The 14,490-nt window shown below is 54.4% G+C and carries 9 protein-coding genes; 7 read left to right on the forward strand and 2 right to left on the reverse strand.

What is annotated here, in order from left to right; translation table 11 throughout:
* The first annotated feature begins 168 nt into the window (after window positions 1-168).
* From FE783_RS21335 to FE783_RS21355, 5 genes are all read left to right on the forward strand, one after another.
* Window positions 169-936, forward strand: a complete 768-nt coding sequence (locus tag FE783_RS21335; RefSeq protein WP_138881422.1) for a sugar phosphate isomerase/epimerase family protein — start codon at window positions 169-171, stop codon at window positions 934-936.
* Window positions 937-1,535: 599 nt separating this feature from the next.
* Window positions 1,536-2,918, forward strand: a complete 1,383-nt coding sequence (locus FE783_RS21340; RefSeq protein WP_138881423.1) for an extracellular solute-binding protein — start codon at window positions 1,536-1,538, stop codon at window positions 2,916-2,918.
* A 32-nt stretch (window positions 2,919-2,950) separates the two neighbouring features.
* Window positions 2,951-4,285, forward strand: coding sequence for an ABC transporter substrate-binding protein (locus FE783_RS21345; protein ID WP_138881424.1), 1,335 nt, complete (start codon window positions 2,951-2,953; stop codon window positions 4,283-4,285).
* A gap of 61 nt (window positions 4,286-4,346) precedes the next feature.
* Window positions 4,347-8,114: a heparinase II/III domain-containing protein gene (locus tag FE783_RS21350; RefSeq protein WP_138881425.1), complete on the forward strand. Its 3,768-nt coding sequence runs from the start codon at window positions 4,347-4,349 to the stop codon at window positions 8,112-8,114.
* 28 nt (window positions 8,115-8,142) lie between these two features.
* Window positions 8,143-9,159 carry a Gfo/Idh/MocA family protein gene (locus FE783_RS21355; RefSeq protein ID WP_158301954.1) on the forward strand — a complete coding sequence of 339 codons (1,017 nt, stop codon included), beginning with the start codon at window positions 8,143-8,145 and terminating at the stop codon, window positions 9,157-9,159.
* 167 nt (window positions 9,160-9,326) lie between these two features.
* On the opposite strand, the gene FE783_RS21360 is transcribed toward FE783_RS21355, so the two are convergent.
* The gene (locus tag FE783_RS21360; protein WP_138881427.1) at window positions 9,327-10,163 is read right to left on the reverse strand and encodes an AraC family transcriptional regulator; all 837 of its coding nucleotides are present in this window, start codon (window positions 10,161-10,163) and stop codon (window positions 9,327-9,329) included.
* Between the two features lie 657 nt (window positions 10,164-10,820).
* Between FE783_RS21360 and FE783_RS21365 the strand changes: the two genes are divergently transcribed.
* Together FE783_RS21365 and FE783_RS21370 are read left to right on the forward strand one after the other, a co-directional pair.
* Entirely contained in the window at window positions 10,821-12,398 is a 1,578-nt protein-coding gene (locus FE783_RS21365; protein WP_158301955.1) for a stalk domain-containing protein, read from the forward strand.
* Between the two features lie 247 nt (window positions 12,399-12,645).
* Entirely contained in the window at window positions 12,646-13,458 is an 813-nt protein-coding gene (locus tag FE783_RS21370) for a helix-turn-helix domain-containing protein (RefSeq protein WP_138881429.1), read from the forward strand.
* Window positions 13,459-13,470: 12 nt separating this feature from the next.
* Here the strand turns inward: FE783_RS21370 and FE783_RS21375 are convergent, their stop codons facing one another.
* Window positions 13,471-14,328, reverse strand: coding sequence for a helix-turn-helix domain-containing protein (locus FE783_RS21375; RefSeq protein ID WP_138881430.1), 858 nt, complete (start codon window positions 14,326-14,328; stop codon window positions 13,471-13,473).
* Window positions 14,329-14,490 lie beyond the last annotated feature (162 nt).

Below are 14,490 nucleotides of genomic sequence, written 5' to 3' on the forward strand. Positions count from 1 at the left end.
GAATTTTGTTCGGTGCGGGATCTTTTTGCGTGCGACGCTCCTCTTATTGACAGTGCCGGTTCACCGATGATAGCCAGATCTGCCATCTTTTCTTGGTTTCCTGCATGTACACAGGAAGCCCGTTATGATTAGATGGAAACGAGAATATCGTAGAAGAGGTGACCGGTCATGAGTTCCTGGAAAATCGGGGTTCAATTGTATACGCTTCGCGAAGAAACGGCGAAAGACTTCGCCGGAGCATTGCGCAAGGTGGCGGAGGAAGGATTCGCCGGTGTGGAGTTCGCCGGGTACGGCGGCATGGAAGCGGACAAGCTGAAAGCGCTGCTTGACGAGCTTGGACTGCAGGCGATCGGCAGCCATGTCGGCATCGCCCGTCTGAGAGACGCGCTGGACGAAGAGATCGCGTTCAACAAGACGATCGGCAGCTCGTATATCGTCTGCCCGGGACTGGGCAAGGAATACCGGGACAGTGAGTCGGCGTGGAAGAACACGTTCGGACTGCTCGAGGAAATCGGCCGCAAATGCGCCGAGCAAGGGATCGCCTTCGGCTACCATAACCACGCGTTCGAGCTCGAGGAGCGTGTCGGCGGAGAAACGGCGCTCGACGCTTTGTTCGGCACGGCTTCTGCAGATGCGGTGAAGGTGGAGCTCGATTCCGCTTGGGTGCACGCCGCCGGCTACGATGCGGTATCGTACATCGGCAAGTTTGCGGGCCGCATTCCGCTCGTCCATTTCAAGGATCTGCGCAAGACGGAGGAAGGCAAGTGGCTGACGGTCGAGCTCGGAAGCGGCGAAGTCGATCTGCTCGCGATCGCGAACGCGGCGGACAAGGCCGGAGCGGAATGGTTGATTTACGAGCAGGACAGCACGCAGAATGCCCCGTTCGTGGCGCTTGCGAACAGCATGAAATGGATCAAGGAAAACCGGTTGGCTTAATGCCTCCGGTTTTTTTGTTTCGATAGCGGAGCCGAATTCCGCTGAGTAGGCTACTTCACGGCTTGCTTCGTTATTAGCGGAACTACGGTGCGGTGAACTATAGATTTTATGCTACAATGGCGGCAATAAGATGTTTAGTGGATAGTAGTCCCGTTATGTTAATGATTCATCAAATTACTGCCGCTGGAGCGTGTTCTCCAGCGGTTTTCTTTACGTTAGGGCGAGCGATTCGGGGCATGGCGTAGTACGTTTAGCGAAAGCCCCTTATCGATCATCAGTGCCTCTTGCTCCTGCTGTGGCGGGCTGCCTTGTAGCATATCGAGTTTGTGAGCCGGTCTAAATCAACTATAAACTGGTTCATAAAATAATTAAAAATATTAATTGATTCTTAAAAATAAAAATTGACAACGATTTCAAACCGAAATAAAATGAAGGGGAATCAAAGAAAATGCAGGGAAATGCCCATTGACCTGTAAACTTTACTGATTTTATGAACCAGTTTTAAGAAGTAGAGGGCGGTCCGAGGTGAGGGGAGCGATAAACGATAAGACCATGGTAAACTAGAGGCAATACGAATGCACTGGGGAGTCGAATGAGCGATGAGACATAGACCGACGAAAGAACAATTCAACCGGCAATTGGAGCAGATGGTGCTTGCTTTGCGTAACGAAATTATAAACGGAGTTTATGCGCCGGGGGACTGCCTGCCATCCGAGAAAGATCTCGTAAAGCGGTTCGGCATGAGCAACAACTCGATTCGGACCGGACTTGCGCAGCTCGTGCGGGAGGGCTGGATCGATAAAGTACCGAGAGTCGGCAACCGGGTAGCCGCAGGACGGCCTCCCGTCAAGCTGAAGCTGCTGAGCAATTCGCTGCCCTTTCGCAACCTGAAACTGCAACAACTGCTGGACGGGTTTCATCGGCAATATCCATGGATCCAAGTAGAGACTGTAAAGGTCGTCGGGATCGACGGATTCTTCGAACAAACCGGGGGCATCGCGGGGGATTTATTGCTGCTCGAGAACAATCAATATTGGCAGATGGCCGGTAGAGGGATGTCGCGGCACTTGGAGAAGCTCGAAGAGAAGCCGGAGCTGTATCCGCAAGTGACGAAGCTGTTCGAGACGGACGAAGGGCTTTACTTGCAGCCGCTCATTTTTTCCCCGATCGTGCTCTGCTACAACAGGGCCCATTTCCGCGAATGCGGGCTGCTGGAGCCCGACGGCAGCTGGACTTGGGACGAACTGCTGCGCAATGCCGAGAAGCTGTCGGACGGCAAAAACCGGTACGGCTTCTGCTTCCATATCCCGAGCGAGAACCGCTGGCCGGTATTTCTGCTCCAAAGCATGGAACGGTTCGAGTGGGACGGCTCCGGGCTGAGAGACATTCGCGGCACGAAAATGCTGGAAAGCATGAAAATCGTCAAAAGCATCCTTCATAACCGAAAAGCACTTCCGCTCTATTTGTCCGAGGACAACGACGATATCGACCGGATGTTCATGGAAGGCAAAGTGTCGATGACGCTGAACAGCTATATCGGGTTGAACGGCTGGAGCGAGTCGGATATCGAGTACGACATTTCGCCGATACCGTTCATCCACGAATCGCGGACGCTTGCCATAGCGCTCGGAGTCGGGGTTAGCCGGAATACGAAGCACAGAGAAGAGGCGATGCTGCTCGTCGATTATTTGACATCGGAGGAAGCGCAGAGCTTCATCCGCAGCCATACGATGAGCATACCGAGTCTCGGGACGCTTCCTATCCATATCGAGAAGACGGCATTGTACCGCCCGTCCCGCTATATGATGTTCCGCGAAGTGATGGCATCGCTTCGGAAGATCGCCGATTTGAACTTGCCGTATGGGATGATCCGGGCTTTATCCAACCAGCTGAGAGCGTACTGGGCCGATCTGATCGACGAAGACGAGCTGTGCGACCGGCTGATTCAAGTTTTGTCCAAACAACCGGAAAAAGAAAAATGATACGCAAATCCATTCACGGGGGCTGAATCCATATGATGGGGAACAAAAGAAAGATAGGCTTGCTGCTTGCCGCCATGGCCGTATTCGCGACGGCCTGCTCCGGCGGGAAAACGCCGAGTACGGCGGCGCCCGAGGCGGGGAAGGACGCTGCTAAACAAGCCGAGCAGAAGAAAGAACCTGTCGAGCTGGTGTTCTACTCGCAGGTGGCCGATTACGACCAGACTTTCATGGATACGTTCGGTACGATGATCCAGAAGAAGTTTCCGCACGTTACCGTCAAGCATCTGCCGGCCGGCAGCAATAAAGTGGCGGACGTAGTCGCGAGCGGTCAGACGATCGATGTCATGTTCATGTCGATCGGCCAAGCCGATACGCTGACGACTTACAACTACCAGTACGATATTTCCGAGCTGATCAAGACGCGCAAGTATGACCTGTCCAAGCTGGAGCCGTCGGCGGTGGAGCTGCAGAAAGGCTTCGCGAATAGCGGCATGTACGGGCTTCCGGTATTTACGAATACGCTCGGGCTGTTCTACAACAAAAACCTTTTCGACAAATTCGGGGTGGAATATCCGAAGGACGGCTTGACATGGGACCAACTGAAAGATTTGGCCAAGAGGCTGTCGCGCTCCGAAGGCGGCGTGAAGTACAACGGGCTCGTCATGTCGTCGTCCGCCAACATCGTGCTGAATCAATACTCCGCCGCTTATCTCGACCCGGCTACGAAGAAATCGATTTTTACGACGGACAACTTCAAGAAAGCGTTCGAGCTGCTTACGAGCGTCGCGAAAATACCGAACAACGAGCTGACCGCCCAAAACTGGGCATTGGCCGCCCAGCAAAAAATGTTTTTCCAGGATCAAAGCGCGGCGATGCTGCTGCATTTCGTAGTTCTGTCGCTCTCCACGCTGAAAGACCAGTTCAACTGGGACATCGCCACATTCCCGCAGCTGGCGGATAAGCCGGGTGTAGGTCCGCAGTCGTATCCGACTTACTTCTACGTAACGAAGACGAGCAAGCATAAAGAAGACGCTTTCGATGTAATCGCTTACTTGACGACGGAGGAGTTCCAAAGCCACTTGGCCAAAAAAGGGATGCTGCCGATTCTGAAAGACCGGGTAGCGGGAATGTCCCAGTTCGGTCAAGACGTGCCTACGCTGAAAAACAAAAATGTGAAAGCGCTGCTGCCCGAGAAGTTCGCGCCGTCCGCGCTGACCAAGGTTGAAGTAGTGAAAGGGCAATCGCCGGGACATACGGCTTTCTTCGACGCGTATCAGAACGTCGTGCTCGGCACGAAGGATACGAATACGGCGCTGCGCGAAGCCGGGGAGAAGCTGGACCAGCAGTTGGCGAACGTATTGAAATAAAGCAGGGCGGCGATTGCTCCCTCCGGGAAGGGCCTCTCGGTGTTTGAGGAGGTTGTATGAAATGGGAAAGCCGTGGAAAGCAGTATGGATTGTTCTCGTTTCTTCCTTGATGATTCTAACTTCCGTCGGGGGTCAATCTCATATGGTGCGAATAAGTAACGGGGGTCGGGCGGATGCAGCGCCGGCCCCGATCCGGGTTGAAGCGGACAAATGGGCGATTGTACCGCGCCTCCGCACGGCGCCGGTCATCGACGGACGGCCGGATGAAGAGATATGGCGGCAGGCGGCCGTACTGAACGGCTTCGCGACCGCTTTCTACGAACAGGAGGCGCTTCATAAAGCGGAGTACCGCGCTGCATACGATGACCGGCATTTGTATATATCCGGAACGCTTGCGCGTCCGGCGGCCGATACGTTGGCGCAGATCGAGCTCGTCATCCGTCCCGCGGGCGAGAGGGAGGCTTTCTATGCCGTCCGAATACCGATCGAGTCCGCCCGGCCTCCCGCGATTCAAACCGTATGGAATCCCGCGATGTACGATATTAACGCTTCCGCCGATCAAGGCCGGAGAACGGTCGAAGCTTTCCAATACCGTACGGCTGCGGACGAGGCCGCCCTTCATGTGGAAGCGGCCATTCCGATTACGGCGATATCGCCGGGCGGTGTGCCGGACGGAACGGAGTGGAGACTGAACGTAATCCATGTACAAAATTTGTACAGCCGCCCGCTCGATTCGTGGGTCCCGATCCGGAATTCGTACCACTGGCATGACGGCGGACAGACCGCGCGATTGAACGGGGATGTGATCGGCCAGGAACGTCTGGGCAGTTTGTTTTTCTCCCGCGTACCGGAACGGCTCGCGCCTGCCGCCGGCGGGAATGCCGTGTGGAGCCCGATGAAGGCCGAGCTCGCCTATACCGGATTTACTGCCAAGCGGTTGAAGCTTTTGCTGCCCTATGCGGACGCGGCGGCGCGCGATATGCGGCTCCTCTGGAAGGAGCCCGGCGGCGATTGGAGTCAGTTGGCGATAGGGGCATGGGAGCGAGACGGGCTGTCCGCCGCGATTGCATTCCAGCATCCCGCGCCGAGGACAGACGGAACGTATCAGCTGATGATCGCCTTCTCGCCTGCCGCGTCTGCCGCGCCTGCCGGGACGAAGGTCGCCATCCTGACTTTCGACAGGGAGCACGCCATTGCCGCCGGAATTGCCGCGAACGAAAAAAGGGTTTCGCCGGATGATGTAGGCTCCGTTCCTTGGTCGGAGCCTTCGGAGAATGTCCGGAACGCTTTGGCGCTTATTCCGGAGCAGCCCGGCTTCCTGTTCGTCGGCTTGCCGGAAATGCCGGAGCTGTACCCGCAGTCGATGTATCAGCTGTCCGCAGACGGGCAAAGCTTGATCGCGCAGCGTACCGGCACCGTATACCCGAACGCCAAATTTCCGGAAAACAAGGAGCTTGTTACGACCAATGCGCTTGGCGAAACGGTGACCATTCCCTATCACGAGGATGCGGCGGGCCGCAAATATTTCCTGTCCGCGCATAAATGGTATTTGCAGAAAGGGCGGGCGATAGCGCAAACGGCGGCGATAGCCAGAACCGATCCGCTCGGTGCGGCGCGTCTGTTGAACCGGTTCGCCGATGCGTACAAAGGATACAATCCGACTGTCGATCGAGTCGGGGGCGCCAATCATATCAACGCTTCGGCGAATAAAGCTTCCGGACCGCCCTACGCGTATTGGGGAGGGGTGTGGGACCGGTGGTGGTACAACGATCTGAATCAAATGCGGCCGCTGCTGAACGCGTATGTCGAGGTGAAGAAGACCGATGCGTTCAAACAGTTGAGCGCCGCCTTGGGCGAAGATGTCGAACGGAAAATTGTGCATGACATGTTCATCCCGTCCGCCGAATACACGCTTACGCATGTAAACCGGTACAGCAATATGTCGCTGGAGCCTTGGACGGGACTCGTTGCGGTGGGCAAGGCGATCGGGGAGCCGGATTATATACATCGCATCGCCGAATCGCTTGAATCGTTTACGGCCCGGATGTTTCTGTCCGACGGGTTCTGGCAGGAGGTTACGCAGAGCTACCATCTTCAGACGGTCAACGGGCTGCAAAAGGTAACGAGCCTGCTGCGCGGCTGGAGCGACCCGGACGGATACATATCGCCGCGAACGGGTCTTCATTTCGATAATCTCGATATGGAGAAGCAGTTTCCGATCATCGGCCGCGCGATGGATATAAGCAGACGGCTCGTCTATCCGGACGGGAAAGTGCTGCCCGTGATGGACACGTGGGCTTATGATTCGGTATCCCAGCCGAAAACGGACGAAGGGCCGCTGCTATTGCCGTCGACAGGAATCGGCCGATTGACGGGCGGGAAGGGTCCCGGTCAAACGATGCTGTATATGGGCTTCCAACCGAAGTACGGCCATGTGCATTGGGACCCGCTGAATTTGAATTTGTATGCCAATCGGCAGGAGCTGCTTCCGGATCTCGGGTACTCGCACAATACGAAGTACCGGTGGTTTACGTTGTCGACGATGGGTCACAACACGGTCGTTGTCGACAGCAAAAACATGGTCAGCAACGAGCGGTCCAAAAACGGAGGCAATGTGGAAGCGTTCGTTCAAGGCGCCGGCGCTTTCCAGGCGATGCGCGCCAGCTATGAATCGGCATACCCGGGAACCGAGGAGTACAGCCGCGAGCCGTGGTATGTGCCGTTCCCGGACGGAACGGGAGAGCGGGGTTACGTGCTCGATTTGTTCCGGGTATCCGGAGGCAGCCGCCATGAGTACACGCTGCAGGGAGATGCGAATCGGGATGCCGTATTCCGGACGGATATGCAGCTGACGGACTATGGTCCTTATTTGCTGCCGCCGGGAACGAACGTAGTGGAGCCTGCGAACAACAGTGACAGCGGCCGCGCCGAAGGCCATTATCCGGGTTACATTCATGTGCGCAATGTGAAGCGGGCGCAGCTCGAGGGCGACCGTTACACGCTGTCGCTCATGACGGAGCAGGATGGCCAGAAGCGCACGAATATGAGCATAACCGGACTGCTCGAGCCCGGCAGCAACGAGTTGTATTTGGGTCGTTCCCCGTCGCTGCGCTCGGTCAGGGTTATAGGCCGGACGAAGGACAACAACGACGAAGCGGACAAATACGATATGCCGAAGCTCGTGCTGCGGCGGGACGGTACGAATCTGAAGAGCGCGTTTGTAACGGTGATGGAGCCTTATGTCGGAGAGCGCCCGCGCATCGAATCGATAGAACGGCTGAAGCCGGAGCAGGCGCCGGAAGGGGCCGTAGCCGTAAAGATCGCCTATGGCGATATCACCGATATTTTGCTCAGCAATCCGCATCACCCCGATCAGCCGTTAGTCGCGGGCGATGTGACCATGCGCGGGCAGATGGGGCTGATCCGGCTCGTGAACGGACAGGTCCGGGAAATGACGCTGTCCGGCGGGACGCTGCTCAAGAAAGGTGCTCGCGAGCTGACGGGTCCAGGTACGGTCGCCGGCTCGATCACCGATACTTGGCGCCGAGCGAAGGGCGATGCTTACGACGCTCTTGTAACCGACATCCCGGTGCCGCCGGAGGCGATCGGGCAATACGTGATCGTGACTCACCCGGATCGGAGCACGAGCGGGTTTAGGATCGGGAACATCGTGCAGGAACAGGGAAAGACGGCAATCGTCCTCGCCGAGCATGATCCGGGATTCGAGCTGCGTGCCGACGGAAGCTCGGAACAGATGTTTTATCCATCGAAGCGCTGGCAAGGCATTCATACGTTCTCGATTCCGAATCTGGAGCACGTCGTCGATTGAACCTACAGCAAGAAAGAAGGAGACAACTATGAAAACATATAGAGCGGCTATCGTCGGAGCCGGAATTATAGCCAAATTGCATGTCCGTGCCTTGCGTGAAAGCGAAAGGACCGTTTTTACGGCGATCGCCGACATTGACCCCGAGCGGGCGCGAGTGCTGGCGGAGCCGAGCGGAGCGGCGGTGTATGAGGATTACCGCCTTATGATTGCGCAGGAGAAGCCGGATATCGCGATCGTGACGCTGCCCCATCATTTGCACAAGGAAGCGACGATCTTTTGCATGGAGCAAGGGTGCCATGTATTGCTGGAAAAGCCGATGGCGCTCAATGCGGCGGAATGTGCGGAGATTAACGAGGTAGCTGCGAAATACGGCGTGAAGGCGTTGGTCGGACACATGCAGCATTTTTTCGCGGCGAACATCAAAGCGAAGGAAATCATCGAGTCCGGCCGGCTGGGACAGTTGGTCGCCATCAACGACAGGCGGCACCATCCTTATTTCCTGCCCGACCGTCCGGGCTGGTTTCTGGATAAGGCGCGCTCCGGGGGCGGAGTCGTTATCAATCTGGGCAGCCACTCGATCGACAAAATCCAATGGCTGACCGGAACGACCATCCGAAGCGTCAAGGCGAGCATGACTTATTACGGGGAAAGGGGAGACGTGGAAGGCAGCGCCTCCTTGTTCATGCAGACTTCGTCGGGCGTACCGGCCATGGTGTCGCTGTGCGGCTATAACAACGTTGCGGTCAACGAAACGGAGCTGCTCTTTACGGGCGGGCAGCTCAAAATCACCGGATCGCAAGGGCTTTGGATCGGCACCTTCGACCAGCCGTACGAGCCGGTATCGACGGAAGGATTCGCCGAGCCGTTCGCCGCCCAATGGAACAGTATGCTGGACTGTGTGGAGCATGGTATGGAAGAAGGAATCTCGGGCATATACGGTCAGTCCGTATGTGCCGTGGTGGATGCGGCATACCGCTCTAGCGAGACGGGGAAGGAGCAGGAGGTTGAGTCGTTTTCCACCACGGAGGAAGTATCCGTGAGATGATAAGTGCCGTTTATGAAGGATATCTAAATAGCGTCGGGGCCGCTCTGTGTTGGAGCGGCCCTTGTTCGTTCCCGCCCGTATGCGAAATAAGGGCGGTTTGCGGCTTCTATTGTCTGCTCTGGTGGGGATTTCGGCTGAATAAGAGCTGGTTCCTTCAAACGTCTAGTCTATTCCGGCTCGGCAGCCGCGCCGTACGAATGGCCCAGTTGTTCTTGCTGATAACGCTTCGGAGAAGTACCGTAATGGGCGCGGAACGTCCGGTGAAAGTAAGAGTAGCTGCTGAAGCCGGACAGCTCGGCGATTTGCTCGAGCGACATCGGGCTGTACAGCATGCGCTCCCGGGCGACCGACAGACGGATATGGAGCGCATACTGCATGATGCTCTGTCCGAAGCACGCCTTGAACAGATGGACGGCGCGCGACGGGCTGAGACCGGCGCTCCTAGCCACGTCCTCTAGCTTAAACGATTCCAGCGCGTGTTCTTCCACATAGTTGCGCATCCGCTGCGCCAGAAACGATTTGCCGCCGTCCGTCCCTACGGAGTGCTCGGTCATTTCACGGTCGACGATCAGGCAGAAGATGCGCATGTAATGCTCGGCGATTTCCGTATATTTTCGTTTGCTGCGGTAATGCTCCAGCACGATTTGCCGGCATACCGAGAGCAAATTGTCGTGAAGCGGAAGGTTCATGAGCCGGGGGCGCTTCCGTTCGGCCCACCATTCGTCGAGCCATCGGCCCCGGCAGAAGAAATAATAGTCGCCGCTGGCCACGACCGTATCGCCCGAGGGCTGCAGCTCGGCTTCGATGCGCAGCTCGTACGGATCGCCCGGCTTCAGCAGCAGCAGGTCTCCGGGCTCGACCGGGCGCAGCGTTCCGTCGACAACCGCCTTGCAGCGGCCCTCGGACTGGAAACGGATCAAATAGTTGGAGAGTCCCGGATAAGCCTCGGAGCGGAACGGCTTCGAATGGTACGAATACCCCGCGGTCAGCACTTCGCAATCCAATTGCTTTCACATCCTTTTCGATCCGGTACTGCTTACATTGTATAGGGAAGGCGGGAATGGGCGCAACAGGATGGGCAGCCTTGCGGAAATTTGTCGATGGCGATATAGAGGGAATAGGTAATTCGTAGCGAATGTACTATACCGATCCCATAAATCCATAAATCACCATCCAAAGAAAGTAGGTACTGCTCTGTGAAAATCATGTTGAAATGGGTTTTAGTATGTTTGGTATGGATTGTCGCTTTTCCTGCTGTTGCCCAGGCCGAGCCGACAGTTCTCCCAGCGGATGCGGATAAAGTGCTGCCGTTCTACAACGATGCCCGGGAGCCCGTGAAGTTAAGAGGCAGCGAAAGCTTCGATCTGAAGATCTTTCAGGGTGCGCCTTTACCATGGAATATGGTTAGAGATGCGGAAGGCACGATTTATTTTACGAATACGGAAGGAATCAGTGCGGTAAATCGATATGGCCATCTCAAATGGAGCTATAAAATCCCTTCTCCTCCGGGCGTCAAGTATGTCACCTTGGGACAGGACGGCACCATATTTGTATTCGAAGGGAAAGGAAGCTACCGCGGGACCGATTCGCATGGAATCGTATTTGCATTTAGACCCGACGGAACGGTTAACTGGGTATATCATTTTACGGATAGATCTACTTTGTTTCTTTCCCAGTATGCAGGAGACGCTAACGGCAATTTTATTGTCGAAACGGATCAAGGCTTGATCTCGATCGGAAAAAACGGGGTGATCAACTGGTCCAACAAGGACATATTGAAACTGTCTCCATTCGGGACCGACAACTTGCTCAGAAGCAACGTATCCCGCATTCAAGCCGACAAGCAGGGCAATGTATTCGTGACGACCACTGACGACGGGCTTTGGTGTTTGGACAGCCGGGGTAAAGTAAGGTGGAAGCTGTCGAATGAAACCGGCGGCAGCGTCTATGTCGCGGACGAGCATCTTTTTTTGTTCGGCCAAAAGGGCTTGCAGGCGTATGACAAGAACGGCCTCAAACAAGTCGCGAGCAGCATCGTCATACCGCAAAATATAGGCATACCGACAGACTTCAAAGGGTCCTATTATGTAAAAGGCCCGGACGGGATCATGAAGATTGACGGCAACGGCAATGAAATATGGTCTTATGCCATAAGGGAACCCGGCTATCGGGACGGAGGCAACATTACTACGGATTCCTTCGGCAATGTTTATTTTTCCAACAATGGAGGTTCGGTATATTCACTTGACGAGAACGGAAATGAACGTTTCGTTCTTTATATTCAACATCGTTCCTCTAACTCTTCCGATTTGCTTACAGACTCGGCGGGCACGGTGTATGTGTTATCCAAAGCATTCGGACTGGCGGCGATTTCCCCTAAAGATAAACCGATCCGAATTTGGAAGGACAATAACGAATTGTTTTTTACAAAGAAACCAACGGTATACAACGGTTCTACGATGCTGCCGATGCGTGAGCTTTTCGAATCTTTGGGAGCCATTGTGAAATGGGATTCGGAAACCCGAACCATTACGGCGTTAAAAGATGGAATGAGCATTTCACTCACGGTGGATTCTTATACCGCCTCCATCAATGGGAAACCGGTACAATTGGAGGCGCCTCCTGTTATCGTCGACGAATCGACCTGGGTTCCGTTACGGTTTGTTGGTGAAGCGCTTGGCGCTACTGTAGTATGGGATGAGAAGTATCGGGAAATTCAGCTTCTTGCCCAAGCACCGAATGAACCGTCATCGAATCCTCCGAAACCGATTAAGCAAGTTTTGCTTGCGGATGTCGAAACCGGCTTCTACACCGTTGCTCCGGAAGGCTGGAAGGTCGGCAGTTCTGCATCGGACAAGAACCTTTTTAGCACTGGTAAAGATCAGCATTTCCAAGTGGATGTTGTCATGAAGTCAGATCTAAATGACAAGTTAACATTATCAGGTTACACAGAGATGATAGCCGATCGTGTGGAGGGGAATATCGAGCAAGCGATCGTGAGCCCGATCTATGATTTTAAAACAAAAGGGTTGCTGAAGGCTAAACAATTCGGGGTCAGAGGCGAAGCTGGCGGCTATAATGTTCAATTTTTAATTACGGTGTATGAGAGTCTGGATAGCTACTATATGTTGTACGCGTGGACTGTATTAAGCAAATATCCGGAAATCCATCAAGAGTTCTCGGATATTGCCGAACAATTTAGAGTAATGGACACCGCTCCCCGGGTAAGTAAATCATAGAATAAGAATGAGCCTTGCCGTTCCGACGGCGGGACATTCGTTCAACCATACAACAGGCTGCCGATTCGTTCGGCAGCCTTGCCGCGTTCGCCCCCGATTTCCAACCATGGGTCGGAACAATCAACCGCAGGTTGGGAGGGTCAAAGTTACCTCGATACCTCCTTGACCGTCATTGCTCTATAATACAAACGAAAGGCCAAGGCAGAATGTTGTTTTCATAACATAGTCGAATAGAGGTGTCGGGAACATGGCGTTACACGAAATGGGAAAGCGGATTGTCCGGCTTCGCCATCAACAAGGATTGACGCAGGAGCAGTTGGGCCAACAATTGAACGTTTCCGGTCAGGCGGTTTCGAAATGGGAAAACGGGGATTCGCTGCCGGACACGGCACTTTTGCTGAGTTTGGCTCAAGCGCTTGAATGTACGACCGACTACTTGCTCGGCGCCGACACGACCGGCGGTGTCAACCGGCTTCTTCCGATGCTCGAGGGCGAAGTGCAGGGAATGGACCCGGGCGGGAAAATCGACTTGGCCTTTAAACTTTTCAAGCTGGTCGATGCGGTGATTTATGATGTGGGCAAATCGGCCGGATTTGAAACGAGTGTGTTGGGACACGGAATGCCTTTCGTACATGCCGGACCTCATATTACGGTTTGGTGGAAAGGGAAGTTTCTATGTATCGCTACCAAAGAGGCTCTAAAGGAGACCGAAACGATTTATCAAGAGGAGAAGCTGCCATTCGATTTATTTCCCGACGATTGGGATGCTTTGATCACAACATTCCTTACGCAGGGGACGCCTTTCGACTCGAAGACAGCAATCAAAGAGACCGATCTTCGGCATGCTGTTTCGGCGGATGCGGATTTGACGGGAATATTGGATGCATGGATGGACTGCGGAATTTTGCAAAAAGGGAGAGGGGGCTACCAAACGGGGGCGCGGGCGGAAGTTCTGCTCCGGCTGCTCGGCCTGCTGCTCCGGTCTACCGGTATGCCGGGAGTTCTCTCCGTCGGCAGCTCGAACCCGCCGAAGCGGGAAAGTGGAGAAAAAGGATCGTGAAATCACAAGCTCCTAAGAATCGTACACCAGCGTCGAACAAAACATGCTTAAGCTTGTACCGGTCTGCTTCTTGAACATGCGGCCGAACGTATGAACATCTGCATATCCTACCCGCTCGGCAATTTCTCCGATGGTTAAGCTTGTCGTAATGGCGAGCTCCTTGGCTTTTTGCACACGCACCCAGTTCAAATATTGCTTCGGGGTCAGTCCGAAGGCTTGTTTGAATTGTTGAATCAAGTAGTTTCGGCTTAACCGGGACGCCGTCTCCAAATCGTCAAGCGAAAGATTTTCCCGGTAATGCTCCATGATATATTGCCGAACATGCTCCAACCTGGTATTACTCCGAGGCGGGCTTGCTTTGCGTAAGCCTTGCGTTTCGGACACTTGAATCAACACGGATAAGAGCATATGCTGGCATATCATCTGATGATAGCCGTCCGGTTTCCGATAATGCTGGAGAAGTTGATGAAGCAGCTTCTCGACGGGATGATTACGGTACGAGCCCAGATGAGTAGAAGGCGTAAGAACCTGATCCAGCGGAAACATAGTTTGTCCGAAATGAAAGACGACGCTAATGCAGGAGTACCCATTGGAGGGTACTCCTTGGTTCGTATGGGTCTGATTCGGCCGGATCAGAAACAGATCGCCCGTTCTCACTCGGATGGTCTCATCGGTCAGGATGATATCGGTAACCCCGTCCAGGACGAACTCCAGCAAATACTGCTTCAGCGTTCTTTTTCGAACGGCCCAGTCTTTATCCGGCTGCTGGGAGTACCGATTAATTAACGTGATATAGGGCGGAAAGTAATATTGCTGCAGCATGGGAATCGTGTCTTCAGGCTCCATGGTGAACATATTCGCGGATGTCAAAAGTCATCCCTCCAACGAAGCTGGCTATATAGAAGAGTATACAGCCACGCACCCGGAAGAAAAAGAGATTTCGGCAACCCGACTATTGATTTTTACTAAATACTTGGAAAGGAGGCCGCTTATATAATGAAAGCGAGAGGTTAGCAAAGATAAAGGAGTGTG

The sequence above is a fragment of the Paenibacillus mesophilus genome (assembly GCF_005938385.1).
GTDB lineage: Bacteria > Bacillota > Bacilli > Paenibacillales > NBRC-103111 > Paenibacillus_AB > Paenibacillus_AB mesophilus.

Bases quoted from the DNA above. Each gene is read 5' to 3' on its own strand.
- FE783_RS21345 (WP_138881424.1), top strand. From the start codon at position 2,951: ATGATGGGGAACAAAAGAAAGATAGGCTTGCTGCTTGCCGCCATGGCC.
- FE783_RS21340 (WP_138881423.1), top strand. From the start codon at position 1,536: ATGAGACATAGACCGACGAAAGAACAATTCAACCGGCAATTGGAGCAG.
- FE783_RS21335 (WP_138881422.1), top strand. From the start codon at position 169: ATGAGTTCCTGGAAAATCGGGGTTCAATTGTATACGCTTCGCGAAGAA.
- FE783_RS21355 (WP_158301954.1), top strand. From the start codon at position 8,143: ATGAAAACATATAGAGCGGCTATCGTCGGAGCCGGAATTATAGCCAAA.
- FE783_RS21370 (WP_138881429.1), top strand. From the start codon at position 12,646: ATGGCGTTACACGAAATGGGAAAGCGGATTGTCCGGCTTCGCCATCAA.
- FE783_RS21350 (WP_138881425.1), top strand. From the start codon at position 4,347: ATGGGAAAGCCGTGGAAAGCAGTATGGATTGTTCTCGTTTCTTCCTTG.